Here is a 21,226-nt window from a genome sequence, read left to right on the forward strand (position 1 = left end):
CATGAAGAAGATCCACTGCGCCGAGCGCCACGACTGGAAACAGACCGCCGAAAGCCTCGGTTTTCTGTTTCATACCATCGACGACGAGCCGTACTGGGACGAGCGCGCCTACTACCAGTTCACGCTCGCGCAGATCGAAAACGATCTGGAGGATCCGACCACCGAGTTGCACGAGATGTGCATGGATCTGGTCGACCGCGTCGTGCACAGCGAAGAACTGCTGGATCGTCTGAGCATTCCGGCACCGTACTACGACATGATCCGAACGTCCTGGCTGGAAGGTCATCCGCATCTGTACGGGCGCATGGACTTCTCCTACAGCGGCAACGGCCCTGCGAAGCTGCTCGAACTCAACTACGACACGCCCACCAGCCTTTATGAAGCGGCGGCGTTCCAGTGGGGCTGGCTGGAGCAATGCATCGAGCGCGGAATGCTGCCGCGCCATGCCGACCAGTTCAACAGCATCGACACCCGGCTGCACGAAGCCTTTGCTCAACTGAAACTGAAGCGGCCGTTTTACTTCGCCTCGATGAAAGACTCGGTCGAAGACAAGGGCACCACGGATTATCTGCGGCTGATCGCAGAGAAGGTCGGCATCGAATCGCGGCACATCGATATTGAAGACATCGGCCTGAGCGCTGACGGCCGCTTCGTGGATCTCGAAGATCGCTGGATCCCGCACCTGTTCAAACTGCACGCCTGGGAATTCATCTTCCACGAGCCGTTCGGCGCGGCGATTGCCGAGTGCGACACGCAGTTTTTCGAACCGGCGTGGAAGTCGATCCTCTCCAACAAGGGCGCCCTGCCCCTGCTATGGGAGTTTCACAAGGGCCACCCGAATCTGCTCGCCGCGCACCTCGACCCGAACCCGGGCAGCGCGGTGCCAAAGGGTTGGGTACGCAAACCGTACTTCTCTCGGGAAGGCGCCAACATCGAGCTGCAGACCGCCGAAGGTCTGATCGTCAAAGAGGATGGGCCCTACACCGACGCGCCCTTCATCCTGCAGGAGTTTGCCCCTTTGCCGAAGTTCGACGACAGCTACACGTTGATCGGTTCGTGGGTAATCGGTGATCAGGCGGCGGGGATTGGCGTACGCGAAGACAACAGCCTTATCACCAAGGATTCGAGCCGGTTTCTGCCACATCTGATTCTTGATTGAAAAACCTGCGTGCATGAAAAAGGCCCGTCGCATTCAGCGACGGGCCTTTTTTGTTTAGCGCGGATACAGCAGCGAATCAGAACGGAATGTCGTCATCGAAGCTGTCGAAATCCGGAGCCGGTTGCGGTGCGGCCTGCTGTGGAGCCGGGGCCGAACGCTGCTGAGGTGCCGACTGCTGCGGACGCGGAGCCTGCTGGCGTGGCGCCTGCTGCTGGTAGTTGTTGCCACCGCCTTGTTGGTCGCCCTGTTGTGGACGGCCGCCGAGCAGTTGCATGGTGCCTTGCATGTCGACCACGATTTCAGTGGTATAACGCTTGATACCGTCTTTTTCCCACTCACGGGTCTGCAGCTTGCCTTCGATGTAAACCTGCGAACCCTTGCGCAGGTATTCGCCGGCGATTTCGGCAACCTTGCCGAACATCGATACGCGGTGCCACTCGGTCTTCTCGACCTTCTGACCGGTCTGCTTGTCGGTCCACTGCTCGCTGGTCGCCAGACTCAGGTTGGTCACGGCGTTACCGTTGGGCAGGTAGCGTACTTCGGGATCCTGGCCGCAAGTACCGACCAGAATGACTTTGTTAACCCCACGGGCCATAACGTTCTCCTAGGCTTCGCACGCAGTCTGCGCCGGGTTGTTCACCAGGCGTTCGAGAGTGGTGCGATCCATTAATTCGGTGTCCAGTTTGATGTAGATCGCCGCTTCATCAGCGACTATCACTGCATCAGTTACCCCTACGAGGGCCTTGAGACGCTCGACCAGACCCGCTTCGCGGATCGCTTCGGGCGACAACGGCAGGCGCAGGCTCGTCACGTAGGGAGGTTCGCGCATGGTAACAGCAAAGGCCAGCCAAAGTGCAGCCAGCCCGGCACATCCGAGGAACACAACCGACAGACCGCCATGCTGGAACATCCAGCCGCCGAGAATACCGCCGAGTGCCGAACCGAGGAACTGACTGGTGGAGTACACGCCCATGGCCGTGCCTTTGCCACCTGCCGGTGAAACCTTGCTGATCAGCGACGGCAGCGAAGCTTCCAGCAGATTGAACGCGGTGAAGAACACCACCGTCCCGATCACCAGAGCCCGCAGGCTGTCACCGAACTGCCAGAAGAATAGCTCAGTGAGCATCAGCGTCATCACGGCGCCGAGCAAAACTCGTTTCATTTTGCGTTTCTTCTCGCCGTAGATAATGAACGGGATCATGGCGAAGAAAGAAATCAGCAGTGCGGTGAGGTAGACCCACCAGTGCTGTTCCTTGGGCAGACCGGCCTTTTCAACCAACGCCAAAGGCAGTGCGACGAAGCTCGACATCAACATCGCATGTAACACAAAAATGCCCAGGTCCAGCCGCAGCAGGTCCGGGTGCTTGAGTGTCGGCATCAACGCCTGCCGTGCAACGCCGGACTCGCGATGGCTCAACGGCCCGGTGGATTTCGGCACCATGAACATAACGATCACGACCCCGACCAGTGCCATGCCACCGGTGGCGAGGAACAGGCCGGACAAGCCGAATGCACGGGTCAGCAGCGGGCCGACCACCATCGCCACGGCGAACGACAGGCCGATGGTCATGCCGATCATGGCCATTGCCTTGGTGCGGTGCTGTTCGCGGGTCAGGTCGGAGAGCAAGGCCATGACCGCCGCAGAAATAGCGCCGGCGCCCTGCAGGATCCGCCCGGCAATCACGCCCCAGATCGAATCGGCCTGAGCCGCCAGCACGCTGCCGAGGGCGAAGACGATCAGCCCCAGGTAAATCACCGGACGGCGACCGATGCGGTCGGAAATGATCCCGAACGGAATCTGGAAAATCGCCTGGGTCAGGCCGTAAGCGCCGATCGCCAGCCCGATCAGGGCCGGGGTCGCTCCCGCCAGATCCATGCCGTAGGTCGCCAGTACCGGCAACACCATGAACATGCCAAGCATACGGAAGGCGAACACCAGGGCCAGACCGCTCGCCGCGCGGGTCTCGCTGCCACTCATGCGTTCGCTGTGGGGATCGTGCATGGAAAAACCTCGTGTGAACCGGCGGCGATTCTACCAGTCCCATCGAGAGACGGGGTATATCGCGACGCTTTGACGCGTACAGATGAAACTCTCTTCATGTAAGGCAAAAAACCCTTAACTTGATAGTGTGCATCCATCCAGTATTTGGCCGTATACTCCTGTGTTTTCGACGCCCGCCGAGCGAGGCCATTTTGGACAAGATCCTGATTCGTGGGGCCCGCACCCACAACCTGAAGAACATCGACCTGACCCTGCCACGGGACAAACTGATCGTCATCACCGGCCTGTCCGGATCCGGCAAGTCGTCCCTGGCCTTCGACACGCTGTACGCCGAAGGTCAGCGCCGCTATGTCGAATCCCTGTCGGCCTATGCCCGACAGTTCCTGTCGATGATGGAAAAACCCGACGTCGACACCATCGAAGGCCTGTCGCCGGCGATCTCCATCGAACAGAAGTCGACCTCGCACAACCCGCGCTCCACGGTCGGCACCATCACTGAAATCTACGACTACCTGCGTCTGCTGTATGCCCGCGTCGGTACGCCGCGCTGCCCGGATCACGACATTCCGCTGGAAGCCCAGACCGTCAGCCAGATGGTCGACCTGGTGCTGGCTCAGCCGGAAGGCCGCAAGCTGATGCTGCTGGCGCCGGTGATTCGCGAGCGCAAGGGCGAGCATCTGTCGGTGTTCGAAGAACTGCGCGCCCAGGGCTTCGTCCGGGCCCGGGTCAACGGCCGGCTCTGCGAGCTGGACGAACTGCCGAAACTGGATAAACAGAAGAAGCACACGATTGAAGTCGTGGTCGACCGCTTCAAGGTTCGCGCGGATCTGCAGCAGCGTCTGGCGGAATCCTTCGAGACCGCGCTGAAGCTGGCGGACGGCATCGCGCTGGTGGCGCCGATGGACGACGAGCCAGGCGAAGAGATGATTTTCTCCGCGCGCTTCGCCTGCCCGATCTGCGGCCACGCGATCAGCGAGCTGGAACCCAAGCTGTTTTCCTTCAACAACCCGGCCGGCGCCTGCCCGACCTGCGACGGTCTGGGCGTGAAGCAGTTCTTCGACATCAAGCGACTGGTCAACGGTGAACTCACGCTGGCCGAGGGCGCGATTCGTGGCTGGGATCGGCGCAACGTCTATTACTTCCAGATGCTCGGCTCGCTGGCCGCGCATTACGGCTTCAGCCTGGAGCAGCCGTTCAACGAGCTGCCGGCCGACCAGCAGAAGTACATCCTGCACGGCAGCGGCTCGCAGAACGTCGATTTCAAATACCTCAACGACCGGGGCGACATCGTCAAGCGCTCGCACCCGTTCGAAGGCATCGTGCCGAATCTCGAACGCCGCTACCGCGAAACCGAATCGGCAAGCGTTCGCGAAGAACTGGCGAAGTTCCTCAGCACCCAGTCCTGCCCGGATTGCCGTGGCACCCGCCTGCGTCGCGAAGCGCGGCACGTGTGGGTCGGCGAGAAAACCCTGCCGGCGGTGACCAACCTGCCGATCGGCGACGCTTGCGATTACTTCGGCGCGCTGAAGATGACCGGGCGCCGTGGCGAGATCGCCGACAAGATTCTCAAGGAAATCCGCGAGCGCCTGCAATTCCTGGTCAATGTCGGTCTCGACTATCTGTCGCTGGATCGCAGTGCCGACACGCTATCTGGCGGCGAGGCACAGCGGATTCGTCTGGCCAGCCAGATCGGCGCGGGCCTGGTGGGTGTTCTGTACATCCTCGACGAGCCGTCCATTGGCCTGCACCAGCGCGACAATGACCGCCTGCTCGGCACCCTCAAGCACCTGCGCGACATCGGCAATACGGTGATCGTGGTCGAGCATGACGAAGACGCGATTCGTCTCGCTGACTACGTAGTGGATATCGGCCCGGGCGCCGGGGTTCATGGCGGGCAGATCGTCGCCGAAGGCACGCCGGACGAAGTCATGGCACACCCGGACTCGCTGACCGGTAAATACCTGTCGGGCCGGGTGAAGATTGAAGTGCCGGCCAAGCGCACGCCGCGCAACAAGAAACAGGTGCTGGCGCTCAAGGGCGCGCGTGGCAACAACCTGCGCAACGTTGACCTGGAAATCCCGATCGGCCTGCTGACCTGCGTGACCGGCGTTTCCGGCTCCGGCAAATCGACGCTGATCAACAACACGCTGTTCCCGCTGAGCGCAACGGCACTCAATGGCGCGACCACCCTGGAAGCCGCAGCCCACGACAGCATCAAAGGCCTGGAACATCTGGACAAGGTTGTCGACATCGACCAGAGCCCGATCGGCCGTACACCACGCTCCAACCCGGCAACCTATACCGGGCTGTTCACGCCGATCCGCGAACTGTTCGCCGGCGTGCCCGAGTCCCGCTCCCGTGGTTACGGCCCGGGGCGTTTCTCGTTCAACGTGAAGGGTGGTCGTTGCGAAGCCTGCCAGGGCGACGGTCTGATCAAGGTGGAAATGCACTTCCTGCCGGACATCTACGTTCCGTGCGACGTGTGCAAGAGCAAGCGCTACAACCGCGAAACACTGGAGATCAAATACAAGGGCAAGAGCATCCACGAAACCCTCGAGATGACCATCGAGGAAGCGCGGGAGTTCTTCGATGCGGTACCAGCGCTGGCGCGCAAGCTGCAAACGCTGATGGATGTAGGCCTGTCCTACATCAAGCTCGGGCAGTCGGCGACCACGCTGTCCGGTGGTGAGGCTCAGCGGGTCAAGTTGTCTCGCGAGCTGTCCAAACGCGATACCGGCAAGACCCTGTACATCCTCGACGAGCCGACCACCGGTCTGCACTTCGCGGATATCCAGCAACTGCTCGACGTACTGCATCGCCTGCGCGACCACGGCAACACCGTGGTGGTGATCGAGCACAACCTCGACGTGATCAAGACCGCCGACTGGCTAGTGGATCTCGGCCCCGAGGGTGGCTCGAAAGGTGGGCAGATCATCGCCACCGGCACGCCGGAGGAAGTGGCCGAGATGAAACAGTCTCACACCGGCCATTACCTCAAGCCGCTGTTGCTCCGCGATCGGGCCTGATCGCCGGGCATGAAAAAACCCCTGCCACTTCATCAGTGACAGGGGCTTTTTTGTATCGGCTGCAATCAGGACGCGTGGGACTGCAGGTAGTTCTGGATACCGATCAGTTTGATCAGGCCCAACTGCTTTTCAAGCCAATAGGTGTGATCTTCTTCGGTATCGTGCAACTGAAGCTTGAGGATATCGCGGCTTACATAGTCGCCATTCTTTTCACACAGCTCGATGCCTTTGCACAGTGCAGCACGAACCTTGTACTCAAGACGCAGATCCGCCTCGAGCATGGTCTCTACCGTGGTCCCAACATCCAGGTCATCCGGGCGCATGCGCGGAGTGCCTTCGAGCATCAGAATGCGGCGCATCAGCGCATCGGCGTGACCGGCTTCTTCTTCCATCTCGTGGTTGATTCGTTCGTAGAGCTTGGTGAATCCCCAGTCCTCATACATCCGCGAGTGAACGAAATATTGGTCACGCGCGGCCAGTTCGCCGGTCAGCAACGTGTTGAGGTAATCGATAACGTCTGGGTGGCCTTGCATCGCCCTACATCTCCCTGCTTGAAAGTCTGTAGTTTGAACCAACCTGACTGGAAGGTCACTCACTTCGCGCAATAAAAGCGAAGATATTCTGAGAAAAGCAGCCTAAATAACGCAAAAACCGCCCTAATGAGGGCGGTTCTGCTTCTCGTTTAGACTTCGTTAAGCTGTACGTTGAGCAGCTTTGCGATTGCTTCTCCGTACGCCGGATCGGCCTTGTGGAAATGCTGCAACTGACGGTCGACGACATCACTCGATACACCCGCCATCGCGCCGGCGATGTTGCTGACCAGCAATGCTTTCTGCTCGTCGCTCATCAAACGGAACAGCGCACCGGCGTGGCTGTAGTAGTCGCTGTCTTCACGATGATCGTAGCGATCAGCCGCGCCGCTCAGGGCCAGTGCAGGCTCGGCATAGTGCGGCGCTTGCTTCGGCGACTCTACATAGCTGTTCGGCTCGTAGTTAGGCGCTGCGCCACCATTGCTGCCAAAAGCCATCGAACCATCACGCTGGTAAGTATTCACCGGGCTGCGTGGGGCATTCACCGGCAGTTGCTGGTGGTTGGTGCCTACACGGTAGCGGTGAGCGTCGGCGTATGCGAACACACGACCTTGCAGCATGCGATCCGGCGACAGACCTACGCCAGGCACCATGTTGCTGGGACCGAACGCAGCTTGCTCGACTTCAGCAAAGTAGTTGAGCGGATTACGGTTCAGTTCCAGCTCACCCACTTCAATCAGTGGAAACTCCTTCTGCGACCAAGTCTTGGTCACGTCGAACGGGTTCTCGTAGTGCGCAGCGGCCTGGGCCTCGGTCATGATCTGGATGCACACGCTCCATTTCGGGAAGTCACCACGTTCGATGGCCTCGAACAGATCGCGCTGGGCGTAGTCGGGATCTGTGCCCGCCAAACGTGCCGCGTCTGCCGGCGCCAGGTTCTTGATTCCTTGCTTGGTCTTGTAATGCCACTTCACCCAGTGGCGCTCGCCTTGAGCGCTGATCAGGCTGTAGGTGTGGCTGCCGAAGCCGTGCATGTGGCGATAGCCGTCCGGAATGCCGCGATCGGAGAACAGGATCGTGACCTGGTGCAGCGCTTCAGGAGAATGCGACCAGAAGTCCCACATCATCTGCGCGCTTTTCAGGTTACTTTGCGGCAGGCGTTTCTGGGTGTGGATAAAGTCAGGGAATTTCAGCGGATCACGAATGAAGAACACCGGCGTGTTGTTGCCGACGATGTCCCAGTTGCCTTCTTCGGTATAGAACTTGAGGGCGAAGCCACGTGGATCGCGCTCGGTGTCGGCCGAGCCACGCTCGCCACCGACCGTTGAAAAACGCAGGAAGGTCGGCGTCTGTTTGCCGACAGCGGAGAACAGCTTGGCGCTGGTGCACTGCGTAATGTCGCGAGTGACCGTGAAAGTACCGTATGCGCCCGAACCCTTGGCGTGTACACGACGCTCAGGAATGTTTTCCCGGTTGAAGTGAGCAAGCTTCTCGATCAGATGGAAATCATCGAGCAGCAACGGGCCACGAGGGCCAGCGGAGCGAGAATTCTGGTTATCAGCGACAGGTGCGCCACTGGCGGTCGTAAGCGTCTTGTTCTGGCTCATGCGATCTTCATCCTCTATCGGTCTTGAACTGCCGGCTAATCGGCTTGTTAGGGAGTATCGATCATCAATATGACAGCCACAAATTCATTAACTCATGACTATCAATAGATAAAAACTAACGATAAATCCTGGCATATAGTGCAGAACCAAACAAAGTAGAAGCTTGTACGAATAGCGCATTTCTTACAGGCACAAAAAACCGGGCACTAGGCCCGGTTCCTTGTTTCAGACTGATGTCTTACTCAGCGGATACAGCTTCACCGCCGACAGCACGATCAACCAGTTCGACGTACGCCATAGGCGCGTTGTCGCCAGCGCGGAAACCGCACTTGAGGATGCGCAGGTAGCCACCCTCACGGGTAGCGTAACGCTTGCCCAGGTCGTTGAAGAGCTTACCAACGATAGCTTTCGAACGAGTACGGTCGAAAGCCAGACGACGGTTAGCAACGCTGTCTGTCTTGGCCAGAGTGATCAGCGGCTCGGCAACGCGGCGCAGTTCTTTGGCTTTTGGCAGAGTAGTTTTGATCAGCTCGTGCTCGAACAGCGACACCGCCATGTTCTGGAACATGGCCTTGCGGTGCGAGCTGGTGCGGCTCAGGTGACGCCCACTTTTACGATGACGCATGGTTCATTCCTTACCAAACACTACGTTCGGTGATTACGACGATCAGGCAGTCGCCTTGTCGTCCTTCTTAAGACTTGCAGGCGGCCAGTTGTCGAGGCGCATGCCGAGGGACAGACCGCGGGAGGCCAGAACGTCCTTGATTTCAGTCAAGGATTTCTTGCCCAGGTTCGGAGTCTTCAACAGCTCTACTTCGGTACGCTGAATCAGGTCGCCGATGTAGTAGATGTTTTCCGCCTTAAGGCAGTTAGCCGAACGTACAGTCAGTTCCAGATCGTCAACCGGGCGAAGCAGGATCGGATCGATCTCGTCTTCCTGCTCGACAACCACTGGCTCACTGTCACCTTTGAGGTCGACGAACGCAGCCAACTGCTGTTGCAGAATGGTTGCAGCGCGGCGGATAGCCTCTTCAGGATCCAGAGTACCGTTGGTTTCCAGATCAATAACCAGCTTGTCCAGGTTGGTGCGCTGCTCGACACGGGCGTTTTCCACCACGTATGCGATACGGCGAACCGGGCTGAACGAAGAGTCAAGCTGCAAGCGACCGATGCTGCGGCTTTCGTCTTCATCGCTCTGACGCGAGTCTGCTGGTTCATAACCACGACCACGAGCTACGGTGAGCTTCATGTTCAGGGCGCCGTTAGACGCCAGGTTAGCGATTACGTGATCGGGATTAACGATCTCGACATCATGATCCAGCTGAATATCGGCAGCGGTAACCACCCCCGAACCCTTCTTCGACAAGGTCAGCGTAACTTCGTCACGACCGTGCAGCTTGATGGCCAGACCTTTAAGGTTCAACAGGATTTCAATTACGTCTTCCTGTACACCTTCGATGGCGCTGTACTCGTGGAGCACACCGTCAATCTCGGCCTCGACTACTGCGCAGCCGGGCATTGAGGACAACAGGATGCGGCGCAGCGCGTTGCCCAGGGTGTGGCCAAAACCACGCTCGAGAGGCTCGAGAGTGATCTTGGCGCGGGTTGGACTGACAACCTGCACATCAATGTGGCGGGGTGTCAGGAACTCATTTACCGAAATCTGCATGGATGCACCTATTTTCTAGCCCTTACTTGGAGTAGAGCTCGACAATCAGGCTTTCGTTGATGTCGGCGGACAGATCACTGCGAGCAGGAACGTTCTTGAAAACGCCCGACTTCTTCTCAGTGTCTACTTCTACCCATTCTACGCGGCCACGTTGGGCACACAGATCGAGAGCTTGGACAATGCGAAGTTGGTTTTTTGCTTTCTCGCGAACAGCAACCACGTCACCAGCACGAACCTGGTAGGACGGAACGTTTACGGTCTGACCGTTAACGCTGATCGACTTGTGCGATACCAGCTGACGGGATTCGGCACGAGTCGAACCAAAGCCCATACGGTATACAACGTTGTCCAGACGGCATTCGAGCAGTTGCAGCAGGTTTTCACCAGTTGCACCTTTCTTGCCAGCAGCTTCTTTGTAGTAGCCGCTGAACTGACGCTCGAGAACGCCGTAGATACGACGGACCTTCTGCTTTTCACGCAGTTGGGTGCCGTAGTCGGACTGGCGACCGCGGCGTTGGCCGTGGATACCAGGTGCTGCTTCAATGTTGCACTTCGATTCGATCGCGCGCACGCCGCTCTTCAGGAAGAGATCGGTGCCTTCGCGACGAGCGAGTTTGCATTTTGGACCAATGTAACGAGCCATTCTTTACAATCTCCTGGATTACACGCGGCGCTTCTTCGGCGGACGGCACCCGTTGTGCGGGATTGGCGTCACGTCGGTGATGCTGGCGATCTTGTAGCCACAGCCGTTCAAAGCGCGGACTGCGGATTCACGACCTGGACCTGGACCCTTGACGTTCACGTCGAGGTTTTTCAGGCCGTATTCCAGCGCAGCTTGACCAGCACGCTCAGCAGCTACTTGAGCAGCGAACGGGGTGGACTTGCGGGAACCGCGGAAACCCGAACCACCGGAGGTAGCCCAGGAAAGAGCGTTACCTTGACGGTCGGTGATGGTCACGATGGTGTTGTTAAAAGAAGCATGGATGTGGGCGATGCCATCAACCACTGTCTTTTTAACTTTTTTACGAGGACGAGCAGCAGGTTTTGCCATGATTAAATTCCTGTCGATTCGCTGGGGCGATTACTTGCGGATCGGCTTACGCGGACCTTTACGGGTACGCGCGTTGGTCTTGGTACGCTGACCGCGTACTGGCAGACCACGACGATGACGCAGACCGCGATAGCAACCGAGGTCCATCAAGCGCTTGATTTTCATGTTGATTTCGCGACGCAGGTCACCTTCAGTGGTGAACTTCGCCACTTCGCCACGCAGCTGTTCAATCTGCTCGTCGCTCAGATCCTTGATCTTTGCGGCTGGGTTTACCCCAGTCTCTGCACAGATCTTCTGTGCAGTAGTGCGACCAACACCATAGATGTAGGTCAGCGAGATAACAGTATGCTTGTTATCTGGAATGTTAACGCCTGCAATACGGGCCATTCAGTGGGACTCCAATTGACAGCTACCTACGCCCCGGAAGCCAAGAAATAGGGCGCGAGATAATATCGCTGTAATAACAAATAATCAACCCGGTAGCGCACTAGCTACCGGGCTTGAAGCACAATCACACTCAGCCTTGGCGCTGTTTGTGACGCGGTTCCGCGCTGCAAATTACTCGAACAACACCTTCGCGGCGAATAATCTTGCAGTTACGGCACAGCTTTTTCACCGATGCACGAACTTTCATCACCAACTCCTCGAACCTTATGGGTACTCAGCGCAACATGCCGCTGCCGTAACCCTTCAGGTTGGCTTTCTTCATCAGGGATTCGTACTGGTGCGAAACGAGGTGCGATTGTACTTGGGACATGAAGTCCATCACAACCACGACCACGATCAGCAACGAGGTCCCGCCAAGGTAGAACGGAACGTTTGCTGCAACCACCAGGAACTGGGGCAACAAGCACACGGCCGTCATGTAAAGAGCACCGAACATGGTCAAGCGAGTCAAAACGCCATCAATATAGCGTGCGGACTGCTCACCTGGACGGATGCCCGGAATAAAGGCACCGGACTTCTTCAGGTTTTCCGCTACGTCTTTCGGATTGAACATCAACGCCGTATAGAAGAAGCAGAAGAAAATAATCCCTGCACTAAACAGCAGAATATTCAACGGCTGACCAGGAGCGATCGACTGCGAGATGTCCTGCAACCAGCCCATACCTTCAGACTGACCAAACCAGGCACCCAACGAAGCCGGGAACAGCAAAATGCTGCTCGCGAAAATAGCCGGAATAACACCGGCCATGTTCACCTTCAGCGGCAAGTGGCTTGTCTGCGCAGCAAAAACCTTGCGGCCCTGCTGACGCTTGGCGTAGTGAACAGCGATACGACGCTGACCACGCTCAATGAACACCACGAAACCGATAATCGCTACTGCCAGCAAACCGATGGCAACCAAAGCGAAGATGTTGATATCGCCCTGACGCGCAGACTCGAAAGACTGCCCGATTGCTCTCGGAAGACCGGCGACGATACCCGAAAAAATCAACATCGAGATACCGTTGCCTACACCACGCTCAGTAATCTGCTCACCCAGCCACATCATGAACATCGCGCCAGCCACAAACGTGGAGACCGCGACGAAATGGAAGCCAAAGTCACCAGTGAACGCAACGCCCTGCCCCGCCAGACCAATGGACATGCCAATGGCCTGAACGAGAGCGAGGACGACGGTGCCGTAGCGGGTGTACTGGCTGATCTTGCGACGGCCAGCTTCACCTTCCTTCTTCAACTGCTCCAGCTGCGGGCTGACGGCGGTCATCAACTGCATGATGATCGATGCCGAAATGTACGGCATGATCCCCAGTGCAAAGATGCTCATCCGCTCCAGCGCGCCGCCGGAAAACATGTTGAACAAGCTAAGAATGGTCCCCTCATTCTGTCGAAACAGGTCTGCGAGTCGGTCCGGGTTGATACCTGGAACCGGGATGTGTGCGCCTATTCGGTAGACGATAATCGCCAGGAACAGAAAACGCAGACGAGCCCAGAGTTCAGACATACCGCCTTTGCCGAGCGCAGAGAGAGCACCTTGCTTAGCCATTTATTCCTCGAACTTGCCGCCAGCTGCTTCGATAGCCGCACGCGCACCTTTGGTGGCGCCGATTCCCTTGCCGATAGTGACAGCGCGAGTCACTTCACCGGACAGCATGATTTTCACACGCTGTACGTTGACGTTGATCACGTTGGCATCTTTCAGGGACTGCACGGTGACGATGTCGCCTTCCACTTTAGCCAGCTCGGACAGACGCACTTCCGCGCGGTCCATGGCTTTCAGGGAAACGAAACCGAACTTCGGCAGGCGACGATGCAGCGGCTGTTGACCGCCTTCAAAGCCTGGAGCAATGGTGCCACCGGAGCGGGAAGTCTGACCTTTGTGACCACGGCCACCAGTCTTACCCAAACCACTACCGATACCACGGCCCGGACGATGCTTTTCGCGACGGGAACCCGGCGCTGGACTCAGATCATTGAGTTTCATCGATTAACCCTCGACACGCAGCATGTAGTAAGCCTTGTTGATCATCCCGCGATTCTCGGGAGTATCCTGGACTTCTACAGTGTGACCGATGCGACGCAGACCCAGACCCTTAACGCACAGTTTGTGGTTAGGGATGCGGCCGGTCATGCTTTTGATCAGCGTAACTTTAACGGTAGCCATGATTACTTGATCTCCTCAACACGCAGGCCACGTTTGGCTGCAATGGATTCAGGAGACTGCATAGCCTTCAGACCCTTGAAAGTGGCGTGAACCACGTTTACAGGGTTAGTCGAGCCGTAGCACTTGGCCAGAACGTTCTGAACGCCAGCAACTTCGAGGACAGCACGCATAGCGCCGCCAGCGATGATACCGGTACCTTCAGAAGCAGGCTGCATGTACACCTTCGAAGCGCCATGGGCGGACTTCATTGCGTACTGCAGAGTGGTGCCGTTCAGATCAACCTGGATCATGTTGCGGCGAGCAGCTTCCATTGCCTTCTGGATCGCAGCAGGCACTTCACGCGACTTGCCACGGCCGAAGCCAACACGCCCTTTACCATCACCAACCACGGTCAACGCGGTGAAAGTGAAGATACGGCCGCCTTTAACGGTTTTGGCTACGCGGTTAACTTGAACCAGCTTCTCGATGTAGCCTTCGTCGCGCTTTTGGTCGTTATTTGACATAACTTAGAACTCCAGCCCAGCTTCACGAGCAGCATCAGCCAGCGCTTTAACGCGGCCGTGGTACTTGAAGCCAGAGCGGTCGAAAGCCACCTGCGAGACGCCAGCGGCCTTAGCACGCGTAGCGACCAGCTGGCCAACCTTAGTGGCCGCGTCGATGTTGCCAGTGGCGCCATCACGCAGTTCTTTATCCAAAGTCGAGGCGCTTGCCAGGACTTTGTTGCCGTCGGCCGAAATGACCTGGGCGTAGATGTGCTGCGAAGAGCGGAACACGCAGAGACGCACGACTTCGAGTTCGTGCATTTTCAGGCGTGCTTTGCGAGCGCGACGCAGTCGAGTAACTTTTTTGTCGGTCATTTGCTATGCCCTACTTCTTCTTGGCTTCTTTACGACGGACGACTTCGTCCGCGTAGCGCACACCTTTGCCTTTGTACGGCTCTGGTGGACGGAAGTCGCGGATCTCGGCGGCCACTTGACCTACCAGCTGCTTGTCGATGCCCTTGATCAGGATATCGGTCTGGCTAGGAGTCTCAGCGGTGATGCCTTCCGGCAGTTCGTAATCCACTGGGTGCGAGAAGCCAAGAGCCAGGTTCAGCACCTGACCTTTTGCTTGCGCTTTGTAACCAACACCGACCAGCTGGAGCTTACGCTCGAAGCCTTGGCTTACGCCCTGGACCATGTTGTTTACCAACGCACGAGTGGTACCGGCCATTGCGCGAGTCTGTTGATCGCCATTGCGAGCAGCAAAACGCAGCTCACCGGCTTCTTCAACGACTTCAACGGACGAATGGACGTTCAGTTCAAGAGTACCCTTGGCACCCTTCACCGAAAGCTGTTGGCCTGCGAATTTTACTTCGACACCGGCTGGCAGCTTAACGGGGTTCTTAGCGACGCGAGACATGCTTATCCCCCCTTAGAACACAGTGCAAAGAACTTCGCCGCCGACACCGGCAGCGCGCGCAGCACGATCAGTCATCACACCTTTGTTGGTGGAGACGATAGACACACCGAGACCGCCACGTACTTTTGGCAGTTCTTCGACGGACTTGTACTGACGCAGGCCTGGACGGCTAACGCGCTTCACTTCCTCGATGACCGGACGGCCTTCGAAGTATTTCAGCTCGATGGACAGCAGTGGTTTGGTTTCGCTGCTGATCTGATAACCCGCGATGTAACCTTCGTCCTTCAGGACTTTTGCTACAGCCACCTTCAACGTGGAAGACGGCATGCTTACGACGGACTTTTCAGCCATCTGGGCATTACGGATTCGAGTTAGCATGTCCGCTAACGGGTCCTGCATACTCATGGGCTAGACGCTCCTAATACAGAAAAATTAGCCTTGCGGCTACTACTTGTCGCCGAGAAATTCCGGGCATAAAAAACACGGGCTCAGGCGAGCCGGTCATTCTAGACATACCCCAGAAATGAATCAAGCCCCAAAAGGGGCTTGATTCAAGTTCAAGGCCACCGATGGTCAGGTTCTTGCGACCCCGACCATCAAGGCTTTGACAGCAATTACCAGCTGGCTTTAACCAGACCTGGTACGTCACCACGCATTGCCGCTTCACGCAATTTGTTACGGCCGAGGCCGAACTTGCGGTAAACGCCGTGCGGACGACCGGTCAGACGGCAACGGTTACGCATGCGCGAGGCGCTTGCGTCACGTGGCTGCTTCTGCAGAGCTACGGTAGCTTCCCAACGTGCTTCTGGACTTGCGTTCAGATCAACGATGATAGCTTTCAGCGCTGCACGCTTGACGGCGTACTTGGCAACGGTGAGCTGACGCTTCAGCTCACGGTTTTTCATGCTCTTCTTGGCCATTTTCCTACTCCAATCAGTTGCGGAACGGGAATTTGAAAGCACGCAGCAGAGCGCGGCCTTCATCATCGTTCTTGGCAGTGGTGGTCAGGGTAATGTCCAGACCGCGGAGAGCATCGATCTTGTCGTAGTCGATTTCCGGGAAAATGATCTGCTCTTTCACGCCCATGCTGTAGTTGCCACGACCATCGAAGGACTTGGCATTCAGGCCGCGGAAGTCGCGAACCCGAGGCAGGGAGATCGACAGCAGACGATCCAGGAACTCGTACATACGCTCACGGCGCAGGGTCACTTTGACGCCGATCGGCCAACCTTCACGGACTTTAAAGCCAGCGATGGATTTGCGAGCGTAGGTCACAACGACTTTCTGGCCGGTGATCTTTTCCAGGTCAGCAACAGCGTGCTCGATGACTTTTTTGTCGCCGATCGCTTCGCCCAGACCCATGTTCAGGGTGATTTTGGTAACGCGCGGAACTTCCATCACGTTCGAAAGCTTAAGTTCTTCCTTAAGTTTCGGAGCGATTTCCTTCCGGTAAATCTCTTTTAGTCGTGCCATGGTCTTCTACCTAGCAGTGTTCAAGCATCAACCGCTTTTTGGGTCGACTTGAAGACACGAATTTTCTTACCGTCTTCTACTTTGAAACCAACGCGGTCAGCCTTGTTGGTTTCGCCGTTGAAGATGGCGACGTTGGAAGCGTGCAGTGGCGCTTCTTTCTCGACGATACCGCCCTGTACGCCCGACATCGGGTTAGGCTTGGTATGACGCTTGACCAGGTTCAGACCACCAACAACCAGACGGTTGTCAGCAAGAACCTTCAGCACCTTACCGCGCTTACCTTTGTCTTTGCCGGCGATCACGATGATCTCGTCGTCACGACGAATCTTTTGCATGTCGGATCTCCTTACAGCACTTCTGGGGCGAGCGAGACGATCTTCATGAACTTCTCAGTACGAAGTTCACGGGTCACTGGCCCAAAGATACGGGTGCCGATCGGCTCTTGCTTGTTGTTCAGAAGAACAGCAGCGTTGCCATCAAAGCGGATAATGGAGCCATCAGCACGACGTACGCCGTGACGAGTGCGGACTACAACAGCAGTCATCACTTGGCCTTTTTTCACCTTACCGCGAGGAATTGCTTCCTTCACGGTAACTTTGATGATGTCACCGATACCAGCGTAACGACGATGGGAGCCACCCAGCACCTTGATGCACATAACGCGGCGAGCGCCGCTGTTATCGGCCACATCGAGCATGGATTGAGTCTGAATCATATAATTTCTCCGACCCCTAGCCCTTAGACTTCCACAGCGCGTTCGAGAACATCAACCAGCGCCCAAGACTTGGTCTTGGCCATCGGACGAGTTTCACGAATAGTGACTTTGTCGCCGATGTGGCACTGATTGGTTTCGTCGTGCGCGTGCAGCTTAGTCGAACGCTTAACGTATTTACCGTAGATCGGGTGCTTAACGCGACGCTCGATCAGAACGGTGATGGTTTTGTCCATCTTGTCGCTGACAACACGGCCAGTCAGCGTACGGACAGTTTTTTCGGCTTCAGCCATGATCACTTACCTGCCTGCTGGTTGAGCACAGTCTTCACGCGAGCGATGTCACGCTTAACTTGCGAGAGCAGATGAGACTGCCCCAACTGGCCAGTTGCTTTCTGCATGCGCAGATTGAACTGGTCGCGCAGCAAGCCGAGCAGTTGCTCGTTCAGCTGCTGTGCGGATTTTTCACGAAGTTCATTCGCTTTCATCACATCACCGTCCGTTTAACAAAGGAGGTGGCGAGCGGCAGCTTTGCAGCAGCCAGGGCGAAAGCCTCACGCGCCAGCTCTTCAGAAACACCCTCGATTTCATACAGGACTTTGCCTGGCTGAATCTGGGCAACCCAGTACTCCACGTTACCCTTACCTTTACCCATACGAACCTCGAGAGGCTTCTTGGAGATCGGCTTGTCCGGGAATACACGGATCCAGATCTTGCCGCCACGTTTTACGTGACGGGTCAGAGCACGACGCGCTGACTCGATCTGACGAGCGGTGAGACGACCACGAGCTACAGACTTCAGCGCGAACTCGCCGAAGCTGACTTTGCTACCGCGCAGTGCCAGACCACGGTTGTGGCCGGTCATCTGCTTGCGGAACTTCGTACGCTTAGGTTGCAACATTTGGCGTACCCCTTACTTAGCAGCTTTTTTACGAGGCGCTGGTGCTTGTGGCTTCAGCTCTTCTTGGCGACCACCAATTACTTCGCCTTTGAAGATCCAAACCTTTACACCGATCACACCGTAAGTGGTGTGAGCTTCGTAGTTGGCATAGTCGATGTCGGCACGCAGGGTGTGCAGTGGCACACGACCTTCGCGATACCATTCAGTACGTGCGATTTCAGCACCGCCGAGACGACCGCTCACTTGGATTTTGATGCCTTTGGCACCAATGCGCATGGCGTTCTGTACAGCGCGCTTCATGGCGCGACGGAACATTACACGACGCTCCAGCTGCTGAGCTACGCTCTGCGCAACCAGCATACCGTCGAGTTCCGGCTTGCGGATCTCTTCGATATTGATGTGCACAGGCACACCCATTTGCTTGGTCAGGTCCTGACGCAGCTTCTCAACATCTTCACCTTTCTTCCCGATAACGATACCTGGACGAGCGGTGTGGATGGTGATGCGTGCAGTTTGGGCCGGACGATGGATATCGATACGGCTTACGGACGCGCTTTTTAGTTTGTCTTGGAGGTATTCACGCACCTTCAGATCAGCGAACAAGTAGTCCGCATAAGTCCGACCGTCTGCGTACCAGACGGAGGTGTGCTCCTTGACGATTCCCAGGCGAATGCCAATGGGATGTACTTTCTGACCCATCTCTTCGACTCCGTTACTTGTCAGCAACCTTGACAGTGATATGGCAAGACCGCTTGACGATGCGATCAGCACGGCCTTTGGCACGTGGCATGATGCGCTTCAGCGAACGCCCTTCGTTGACGAAAACGGTGCTGACCTTCAGGTCATCAACGTCTGCGCCTTCGTTATGCTCGGCGTTGGCTACGGCCGACTCCAGCACTTTTTTCATGATCTCGGCGGCTTTCTTACTGCTGAAAGCCAACAGGTTGAGCGCTTCGCCCACCTTCTTCCCGCGGATCTGGTCGGCGACCAAGCGGGCTTTCTGGGCGGAGATTCGAGCGCCCGACAACTTAGCGGCTACTTCCATTTCCTTACCCCTTAACGCTTGGCTTTCTTGTCTGCCACGTGCCCGCGATAAGTGCGGGTACCGGCGAACTCGCCCAGTTTGTGGCCGACCATGTCTTCGTTTACGAGAACTGGGACGTGCTGACGACCGTTGTGTACAGCGATGGTCAAACCGACCATTTGTGGCAGGATCATCGAACGACGCGACCAAGTCTTAATTGGTTTGCGATCGTTCTTTTCCGCCGCCACTTCGATCTTCTTCAGTAGGTGAAGATCAATAAAAGGACCTTTTTTCAGAGAACGTGGCACTGTCGTATCCCTCTATTTACTTGCGACGACGGACGATCATTTTGTCGGTACGCTTATTACCACGAGTCTTCGCGCCCTTAGTCGGGAAGCCCCATGGCGATACCGGATGACGACCACCAGAGGTACGACCTTCACCACCACCATGTGGGTGGTCAACCGGGTTCATGGCAACACCACGAACGGTTGGGCGAACGCCACGCCAGCGCTTGGCACCAGCTTTACCCAGCGAACGCAGGCTGTGCTCGGAGTTCGAGACTTCGCCCAGGGTCGCACGGCACTCAGCCAATACTTTACGCATTTCACCGGAACGCAGACGCAGGGTCACGTAAACGCCTTCACGAGCGATCAGCTGAGCCGAAGCACCAGCGGAACGAGCGATCTGTGCGCCTTTACCTGGCTTCAGTTCGATGCCGTGTACGGTAGAACCGACTGGAATGTTGCGCAGTTGCAGAGCGTTACCTGGCTTGATTGGAGCCAGGGCACCTGCGATCAGCGTGTCGCCAGCACTCACGCCTTTAGGGGCGATGATGTAGCGGCGCTCGCCGTCTGCGTAGCAGAGCAGTGCGATGTGAGCAGTACGGTTTGGATCGTATTCGATACGCTCAACAGTGGCGACGATGCCATCTTTGTCGTTGCGACGGAAATCGACCATACGGTAATGCTGCTTATGACCACCACCGATGTGACGAGTGGTAATACGGCCATTGTTGTTACGACCACCAGTCTTCGATTTTTTCTCGAGCAGCGGTGCGTGAGGAGCGCCTTTATGCAGCTCCTGGTTGACCACCTTGACCACAAAACGGCGGCCAGGGGAAGTCGGTTTGCATTTAACGATTGCCATGATGCACCCCTTCCTTACTCAGCACTGCTGCTGAAATCGAGATCTTGGCCTGGCTGAAGGGAGATAACTGCCTTCTTCCAGTCATTACGCTTGCCCAGACCGCGAGCGGTGCGCTTGCTCTTACCCAGAACGTTCAGGGTAGTAACACGCTCAACTTTCACGCTGAACAGGCTTTCGACGGCCTTCTTGATTTCCAGCTTGGTTGCGTCAGTAGCAACCTTGAAAACGAACTGGCCTTTCTTGTCTGCCAGAACCGTAGCCTTCTCGGAAACGTGCGGGCCAAGCAGAACTTTAAATACGCGTTCCTGGTTCATCCCAGCAGCTCCTCGAATTTCTTCACGGCCGACACGGTGATCAACACCTTGTCGTATGCGATCAGACTAACTGGATCGGAACCTTGCACGTCACGTACATCTACGTGTGGCAGGTTGCGAGCAGCCAGGTACAGGTTCTGATCAACAGCGTCCGACACGATCAGAACGTCGGTCAGGCTCATGTTGTTCAGTTTGCCCAGCAGGTCTTTGGTTTTCGGAGTTTCAACTGCGAAATCCTGAACCACGACCAGACGATCAGTACGCACCAGCTCAGCAAGGATGGAACGCATTGCTGCGCGATACATCTTCTTGTTCAGCTTCTGCGAGTGATCCTGTGGACGAGCTGCGAAAGTGGTGCCGCCGCCGCGCCAGATTGGGCTACGGATAGTACCGGCACGAGCACGGCCAGTACCTTTCTGACGCCATGGGCGCTTACCGCCACCACGAACGTCGGAACGGGTCTTTTGCTGCTTGCTACCTTGACGGCCGCCGGCCATGTAGGCCACGACTGCTTGGTGAACCAGCGTCTCGTTGAATTCGCCGCCAAATGTCAGTTCGGAAACTTCGATCGCTTGAGCGTCATTTACATTTAATTGCATGT

Annotated in this window: 32 protein-coding genes; 2 read left to right on the forward strand and 30 right to left on the reverse strand. The window is 56.8% G+C overall.

Annotation, left to right across the window (positions count from 1 at the left end; genetic code table 11):
• Window position 1: 1 nt before the first annotated feature.
• The gene (locus tag ABFB52_RS26130) at window positions 2-1,159 is read left to right on the forward strand and encodes a glutathionylspermidine synthase family protein (protein ID WP_085747595.1); all 1,158 of its coding nucleotides are present in this window, start codon (window positions 2-4) and stop codon (window positions 1,157-1,159) included.
• Between the two features lie 76 nt (window positions 1,160-1,235).
• Here ABFB52_RS26130 and ABFB52_RS26135 read toward each other — a convergent pair whose 3' ends face one another.
• On the reverse strand, window positions 1,236-1,754 hold the full coding sequence (locus ABFB52_RS26135) for a single-stranded DNA-binding protein (RefSeq protein WP_003228709.1): 519 nt from the start codon (window positions 1,752-1,754) through the stop codon (window positions 1,236-1,238).
• A gap of 9 nt (window positions 1,755-1,763) precedes the next feature.
• Window positions 1,764-3,161, reverse strand: a complete 1,398-nt coding sequence (locus ABFB52_RS26140; protein WP_085747594.1) for an MFS transporter — start codon at window positions 3,159-3,161, stop codon at window positions 1,764-1,766.
• A gap of 191 nt (window positions 3,162-3,352) precedes the next feature.
• On the opposite strand from ABFB52_RS26140, the gene uvrA reads away from it, so the two are divergent.
• The gene (gene uvrA / locus ABFB52_RS26145) at window positions 3,353-6,187 is read left to right on the forward strand and encodes an excinuclease ABC subunit UvrA (protein ID WP_129972522.1); all 2,835 of its coding nucleotides are present in this window, start codon (window positions 3,353-3,355) and stop codon (window positions 6,185-6,187) included.
• A 65-nt stretch (window positions 6,188-6,252) separates the two neighbouring features.
• On the opposite strand, the gene bfr is transcribed toward uvrA, so the two are convergent.
• The 28 genes from bfr to rplD form a co-directional block, all read right to left on the reverse strand.
• Entirely contained in the window at window positions 6,253-6,720 is a 468-nt protein-coding gene (gene bfr / locus ABFB52_RS26150) for a bacterioferritin (RefSeq protein ID WP_007955633.1), read from the reverse strand.
• Window positions 6,721-6,869: 149 nt separating this feature from the next.
• Window positions 6,870-8,324 (reverse strand): catalase, encoded by a 1,455-nt coding sequence (locus ABFB52_RS26155; protein ID WP_129972523.1) that lies wholly within the window; start codon window positions 8,322-8,324, stop codon window positions 6,870-6,872.
• A gap of 238 nt (window positions 8,325-8,562) precedes the next feature.
• Window positions 8,563-8,949, reverse strand: a complete 387-nt coding sequence (gene rplQ / locus ABFB52_RS26160; protein WP_007955635.1) for a 50S ribosomal protein L17 — start codon at window positions 8,947-8,949, stop codon at window positions 8,563-8,565.
• Window positions 8,950-8,991: 42 nt separating this feature from the next.
• A complete protein-coding gene (gene rpoA / locus ABFB52_RS26165) occupies window positions 8,992-9,993 on the reverse strand; it encodes a DNA-directed RNA polymerase subunit alpha (RefSeq protein WP_003186012.1) in 1,002 nt (333 codons plus the stop codon).
• Window positions 9,994-10,015: 22 nt separating this feature from the next.
• Entirely contained in the window at window positions 10,016-10,636 is a 621-nt protein-coding gene (gene rpsD / locus ABFB52_RS26170; RefSeq protein ID WP_003176404.1) for a 30S ribosomal protein S4, read from the reverse strand.
• Between the two features lie 18 nt (window positions 10,637-10,654).
• Window positions 10,655-11,044 (reverse strand): 30S ribosomal protein S11, encoded by a 390-nt coding sequence (rpsK, locus tag ABFB52_RS26175; RefSeq protein ID WP_002555466.1) that lies wholly within the window; start codon window positions 11,042-11,044, stop codon window positions 10,655-10,657.
• Between the two features lie 30 nt (window positions 11,045-11,074).
• Window positions 11,075-11,431, reverse strand: a complete 357-nt coding sequence (gene rpsM, locus ABFB52_RS26180; protein WP_009045849.1) for a 30S ribosomal protein S13 — start codon at window positions 11,429-11,431, stop codon at window positions 11,075-11,077.
• Between the two features lie 130 nt (window positions 11,432-11,561).
• A complete protein-coding gene (rpmJ, locus tag ABFB52_RS26185; RefSeq protein WP_002555468.1) occupies window positions 11,562-11,678 on the reverse strand; it encodes a 50S ribosomal protein L36 in 117 nt (38 codons plus the stop codon).
• A gap of 27 nt (window positions 11,679-11,705) precedes the next feature.
• Window positions 11,706-13,034 carry a preprotein translocase subunit SecY gene (secY, locus tag ABFB52_RS26190; protein ID WP_003228718.1) on the reverse strand — a complete coding sequence of 443 codons (1,329 nt, stop codon included), beginning with the start codon at window positions 13,032-13,034 and terminating at the stop codon, window positions 11,706-11,708.
• Window positions 13,035-13,472, reverse strand: coding sequence for a 50S ribosomal protein L15 (rplO, locus tag ABFB52_RS26195; protein ID WP_003228720.1), 438 nt, complete (start codon window positions 13,470-13,472; stop codon window positions 13,035-13,037).
• A 3-nt stretch (window positions 13,473-13,475) separates the two neighbouring features.
• Complete coding sequence (gene rpmD, locus ABFB52_RS26200; protein WP_003176408.1) at window positions 13,476-13,652, reverse strand: 50S ribosomal protein L30; 177 nt, start codon at window positions 13,650-13,652, stop codon at window positions 13,476-13,478.
• Window positions 13,653-13,654: 2 nt separating this feature from the next.
• The gene (rpsE, locus tag ABFB52_RS26205) at window positions 13,655-14,155 is read right to left on the reverse strand and encodes a 30S ribosomal protein S5 (protein ID WP_007955637.1); all 501 of its coding nucleotides are present in this window, start codon (window positions 14,153-14,155) and stop codon (window positions 13,655-13,657) included.
• A 3-nt stretch (window positions 14,156-14,158) separates the two neighbouring features.
• On the reverse strand, window positions 14,159-14,509 hold the full coding sequence (gene rplR / locus ABFB52_RS26210; RefSeq protein ID WP_003186037.1) for a 50S ribosomal protein L18: 351 nt from the start codon (window positions 14,507-14,509) through the stop codon (window positions 14,159-14,161).
• A gap of 10 nt (window positions 14,510-14,519) precedes the next feature.
• A complete protein-coding gene (gene rplF, locus ABFB52_RS26215) occupies window positions 14,520-15,053 on the reverse strand; it encodes a 50S ribosomal protein L6 (protein WP_011336170.1) in 534 nt (177 codons plus the stop codon).
• 12 nt (window positions 15,054-15,065) lie between these two features.
• Window positions 15,066-15,458, reverse strand: a complete 393-nt coding sequence (gene rpsH, locus ABFB52_RS26220; RefSeq protein ID WP_011336171.1) for a 30S ribosomal protein S8 — start codon at window positions 15,456-15,458, stop codon at window positions 15,066-15,068.
• Between the two features lie 209 nt (window positions 15,459-15,667).
• Complete coding sequence (rpsN, locus tag ABFB52_RS26225) at window positions 15,668-15,973, reverse strand: 30S ribosomal protein S14 (protein ID WP_007955639.1); 306 nt, start codon at window positions 15,971-15,973, stop codon at window positions 15,668-15,670.
• Between the two features lie 13 nt (window positions 15,974-15,986).
• Entirely contained in the window at window positions 15,987-16,526 is a 540-nt protein-coding gene (gene rplE, locus ABFB52_RS26230; RefSeq protein ID WP_003210069.1) for a 50S ribosomal protein L5, read from the reverse strand.
• Window positions 16,527-16,546: 20 nt separating this feature from the next.
• Window positions 16,547-16,861, reverse strand: a complete 315-nt coding sequence (gene rplX, locus ABFB52_RS26235) for a 50S ribosomal protein L24 (RefSeq protein WP_003186046.1) — start codon at window positions 16,859-16,861, stop codon at window positions 16,547-16,549.
• 11 nt (window positions 16,862-16,872) lie between these two features.
• Window positions 16,873-17,241, reverse strand: coding sequence for a 50S ribosomal protein L14 (gene rplN, locus ABFB52_RS26240; protein ID WP_002555479.1), 369 nt, complete (start codon window positions 17,239-17,241; stop codon window positions 16,873-16,875).
• Between the two features lie 23 nt (window positions 17,242-17,264).
• Window positions 17,265-17,531 (reverse strand): 30S ribosomal protein S17, encoded by a 267-nt coding sequence (gene rpsQ / locus ABFB52_RS26245; protein ID WP_003194644.1) that lies wholly within the window; start codon window positions 17,529-17,531, stop codon window positions 17,265-17,267.
• Window positions 17,532-17,533: 2 nt separating this feature from the next.
• Window positions 17,534-17,725, reverse strand: coding sequence for a 50S ribosomal protein L29 (gene rpmC / locus ABFB52_RS26250; protein WP_002555481.1), 192 nt, complete (start codon window positions 17,723-17,725; stop codon window positions 17,534-17,536).
• Complete coding sequence (gene rplP, locus ABFB52_RS26255; RefSeq protein WP_003228729.1) at window positions 17,725-18,138, reverse strand: 50S ribosomal protein L16; 414 nt, start codon at window positions 18,136-18,138, stop codon at window positions 17,725-17,727. Before rplP ends, rpmC begins: the two co-directional genes overlap by 1 nt.
• Before the next feature lie 12 nt (window positions 18,139-18,150).
• Window positions 18,151-18,837, reverse strand: coding sequence for a 30S ribosomal protein S3 (gene rpsC / locus ABFB52_RS26260; RefSeq protein ID WP_003176422.1), 687 nt, complete (start codon window positions 18,835-18,837; stop codon window positions 18,151-18,153).
• 13 nt (window positions 18,838-18,850) lie between these two features.
• Window positions 18,851-19,183 carry a 50S ribosomal protein L22 gene (rplV, locus tag ABFB52_RS26265; protein WP_003103908.1) on the reverse strand — a complete coding sequence of 111 codons (333 nt, stop codon included), beginning with the start codon at window positions 19,181-19,183 and terminating at the stop codon, window positions 18,851-18,853.
• A gap of 11 nt (window positions 19,184-19,194) precedes the next feature.
• Window positions 19,195-19,470, reverse strand: coding sequence for a 30S ribosomal protein S19 (rpsS, locus tag ABFB52_RS26270; protein WP_003228731.1), 276 nt, complete (start codon window positions 19,468-19,470; stop codon window positions 19,195-19,197).
• 16 nt (window positions 19,471-19,486) lie between these two features.
• On the reverse strand, window positions 19,487-20,311 hold the full coding sequence (gene rplB / locus ABFB52_RS26275; protein WP_008018194.1) for a 50S ribosomal protein L2: 825 nt from the start codon (window positions 20,309-20,311) through the stop codon (window positions 19,487-19,489).
• A 14-nt stretch (window positions 20,312-20,325) separates the two neighbouring features.
• Entirely contained in the window at window positions 20,326-20,625 is a 300-nt protein-coding gene (gene rplW / locus ABFB52_RS26280; RefSeq protein ID WP_002555488.1) for a 50S ribosomal protein L23, read from the reverse strand.
• Window positions 20,622-21,224, reverse strand: a complete 603-nt coding sequence (gene rplD, locus ABFB52_RS26285; RefSeq protein WP_003228735.1) for a 50S ribosomal protein L4 — start codon at window positions 21,222-21,224, stop codon at window positions 20,622-20,624. Before rplD ends, rplW begins: the two co-directional genes overlap by 4 nt.
• Window positions 21,225-21,226: the final 2 nt, after the last annotated feature.

The sequence above is a fragment of the Pseudomonas sp. 9.2(2024) genome (assembly GCF_039695385.1).
In the GTDB taxonomy this organism is placed as follows: Bacteria; Pseudomonadota; Gammaproteobacteria; order Pseudomonadales; family Pseudomonadaceae; genus Aquipseudomonas; species Aquipseudomonas paraglycinae.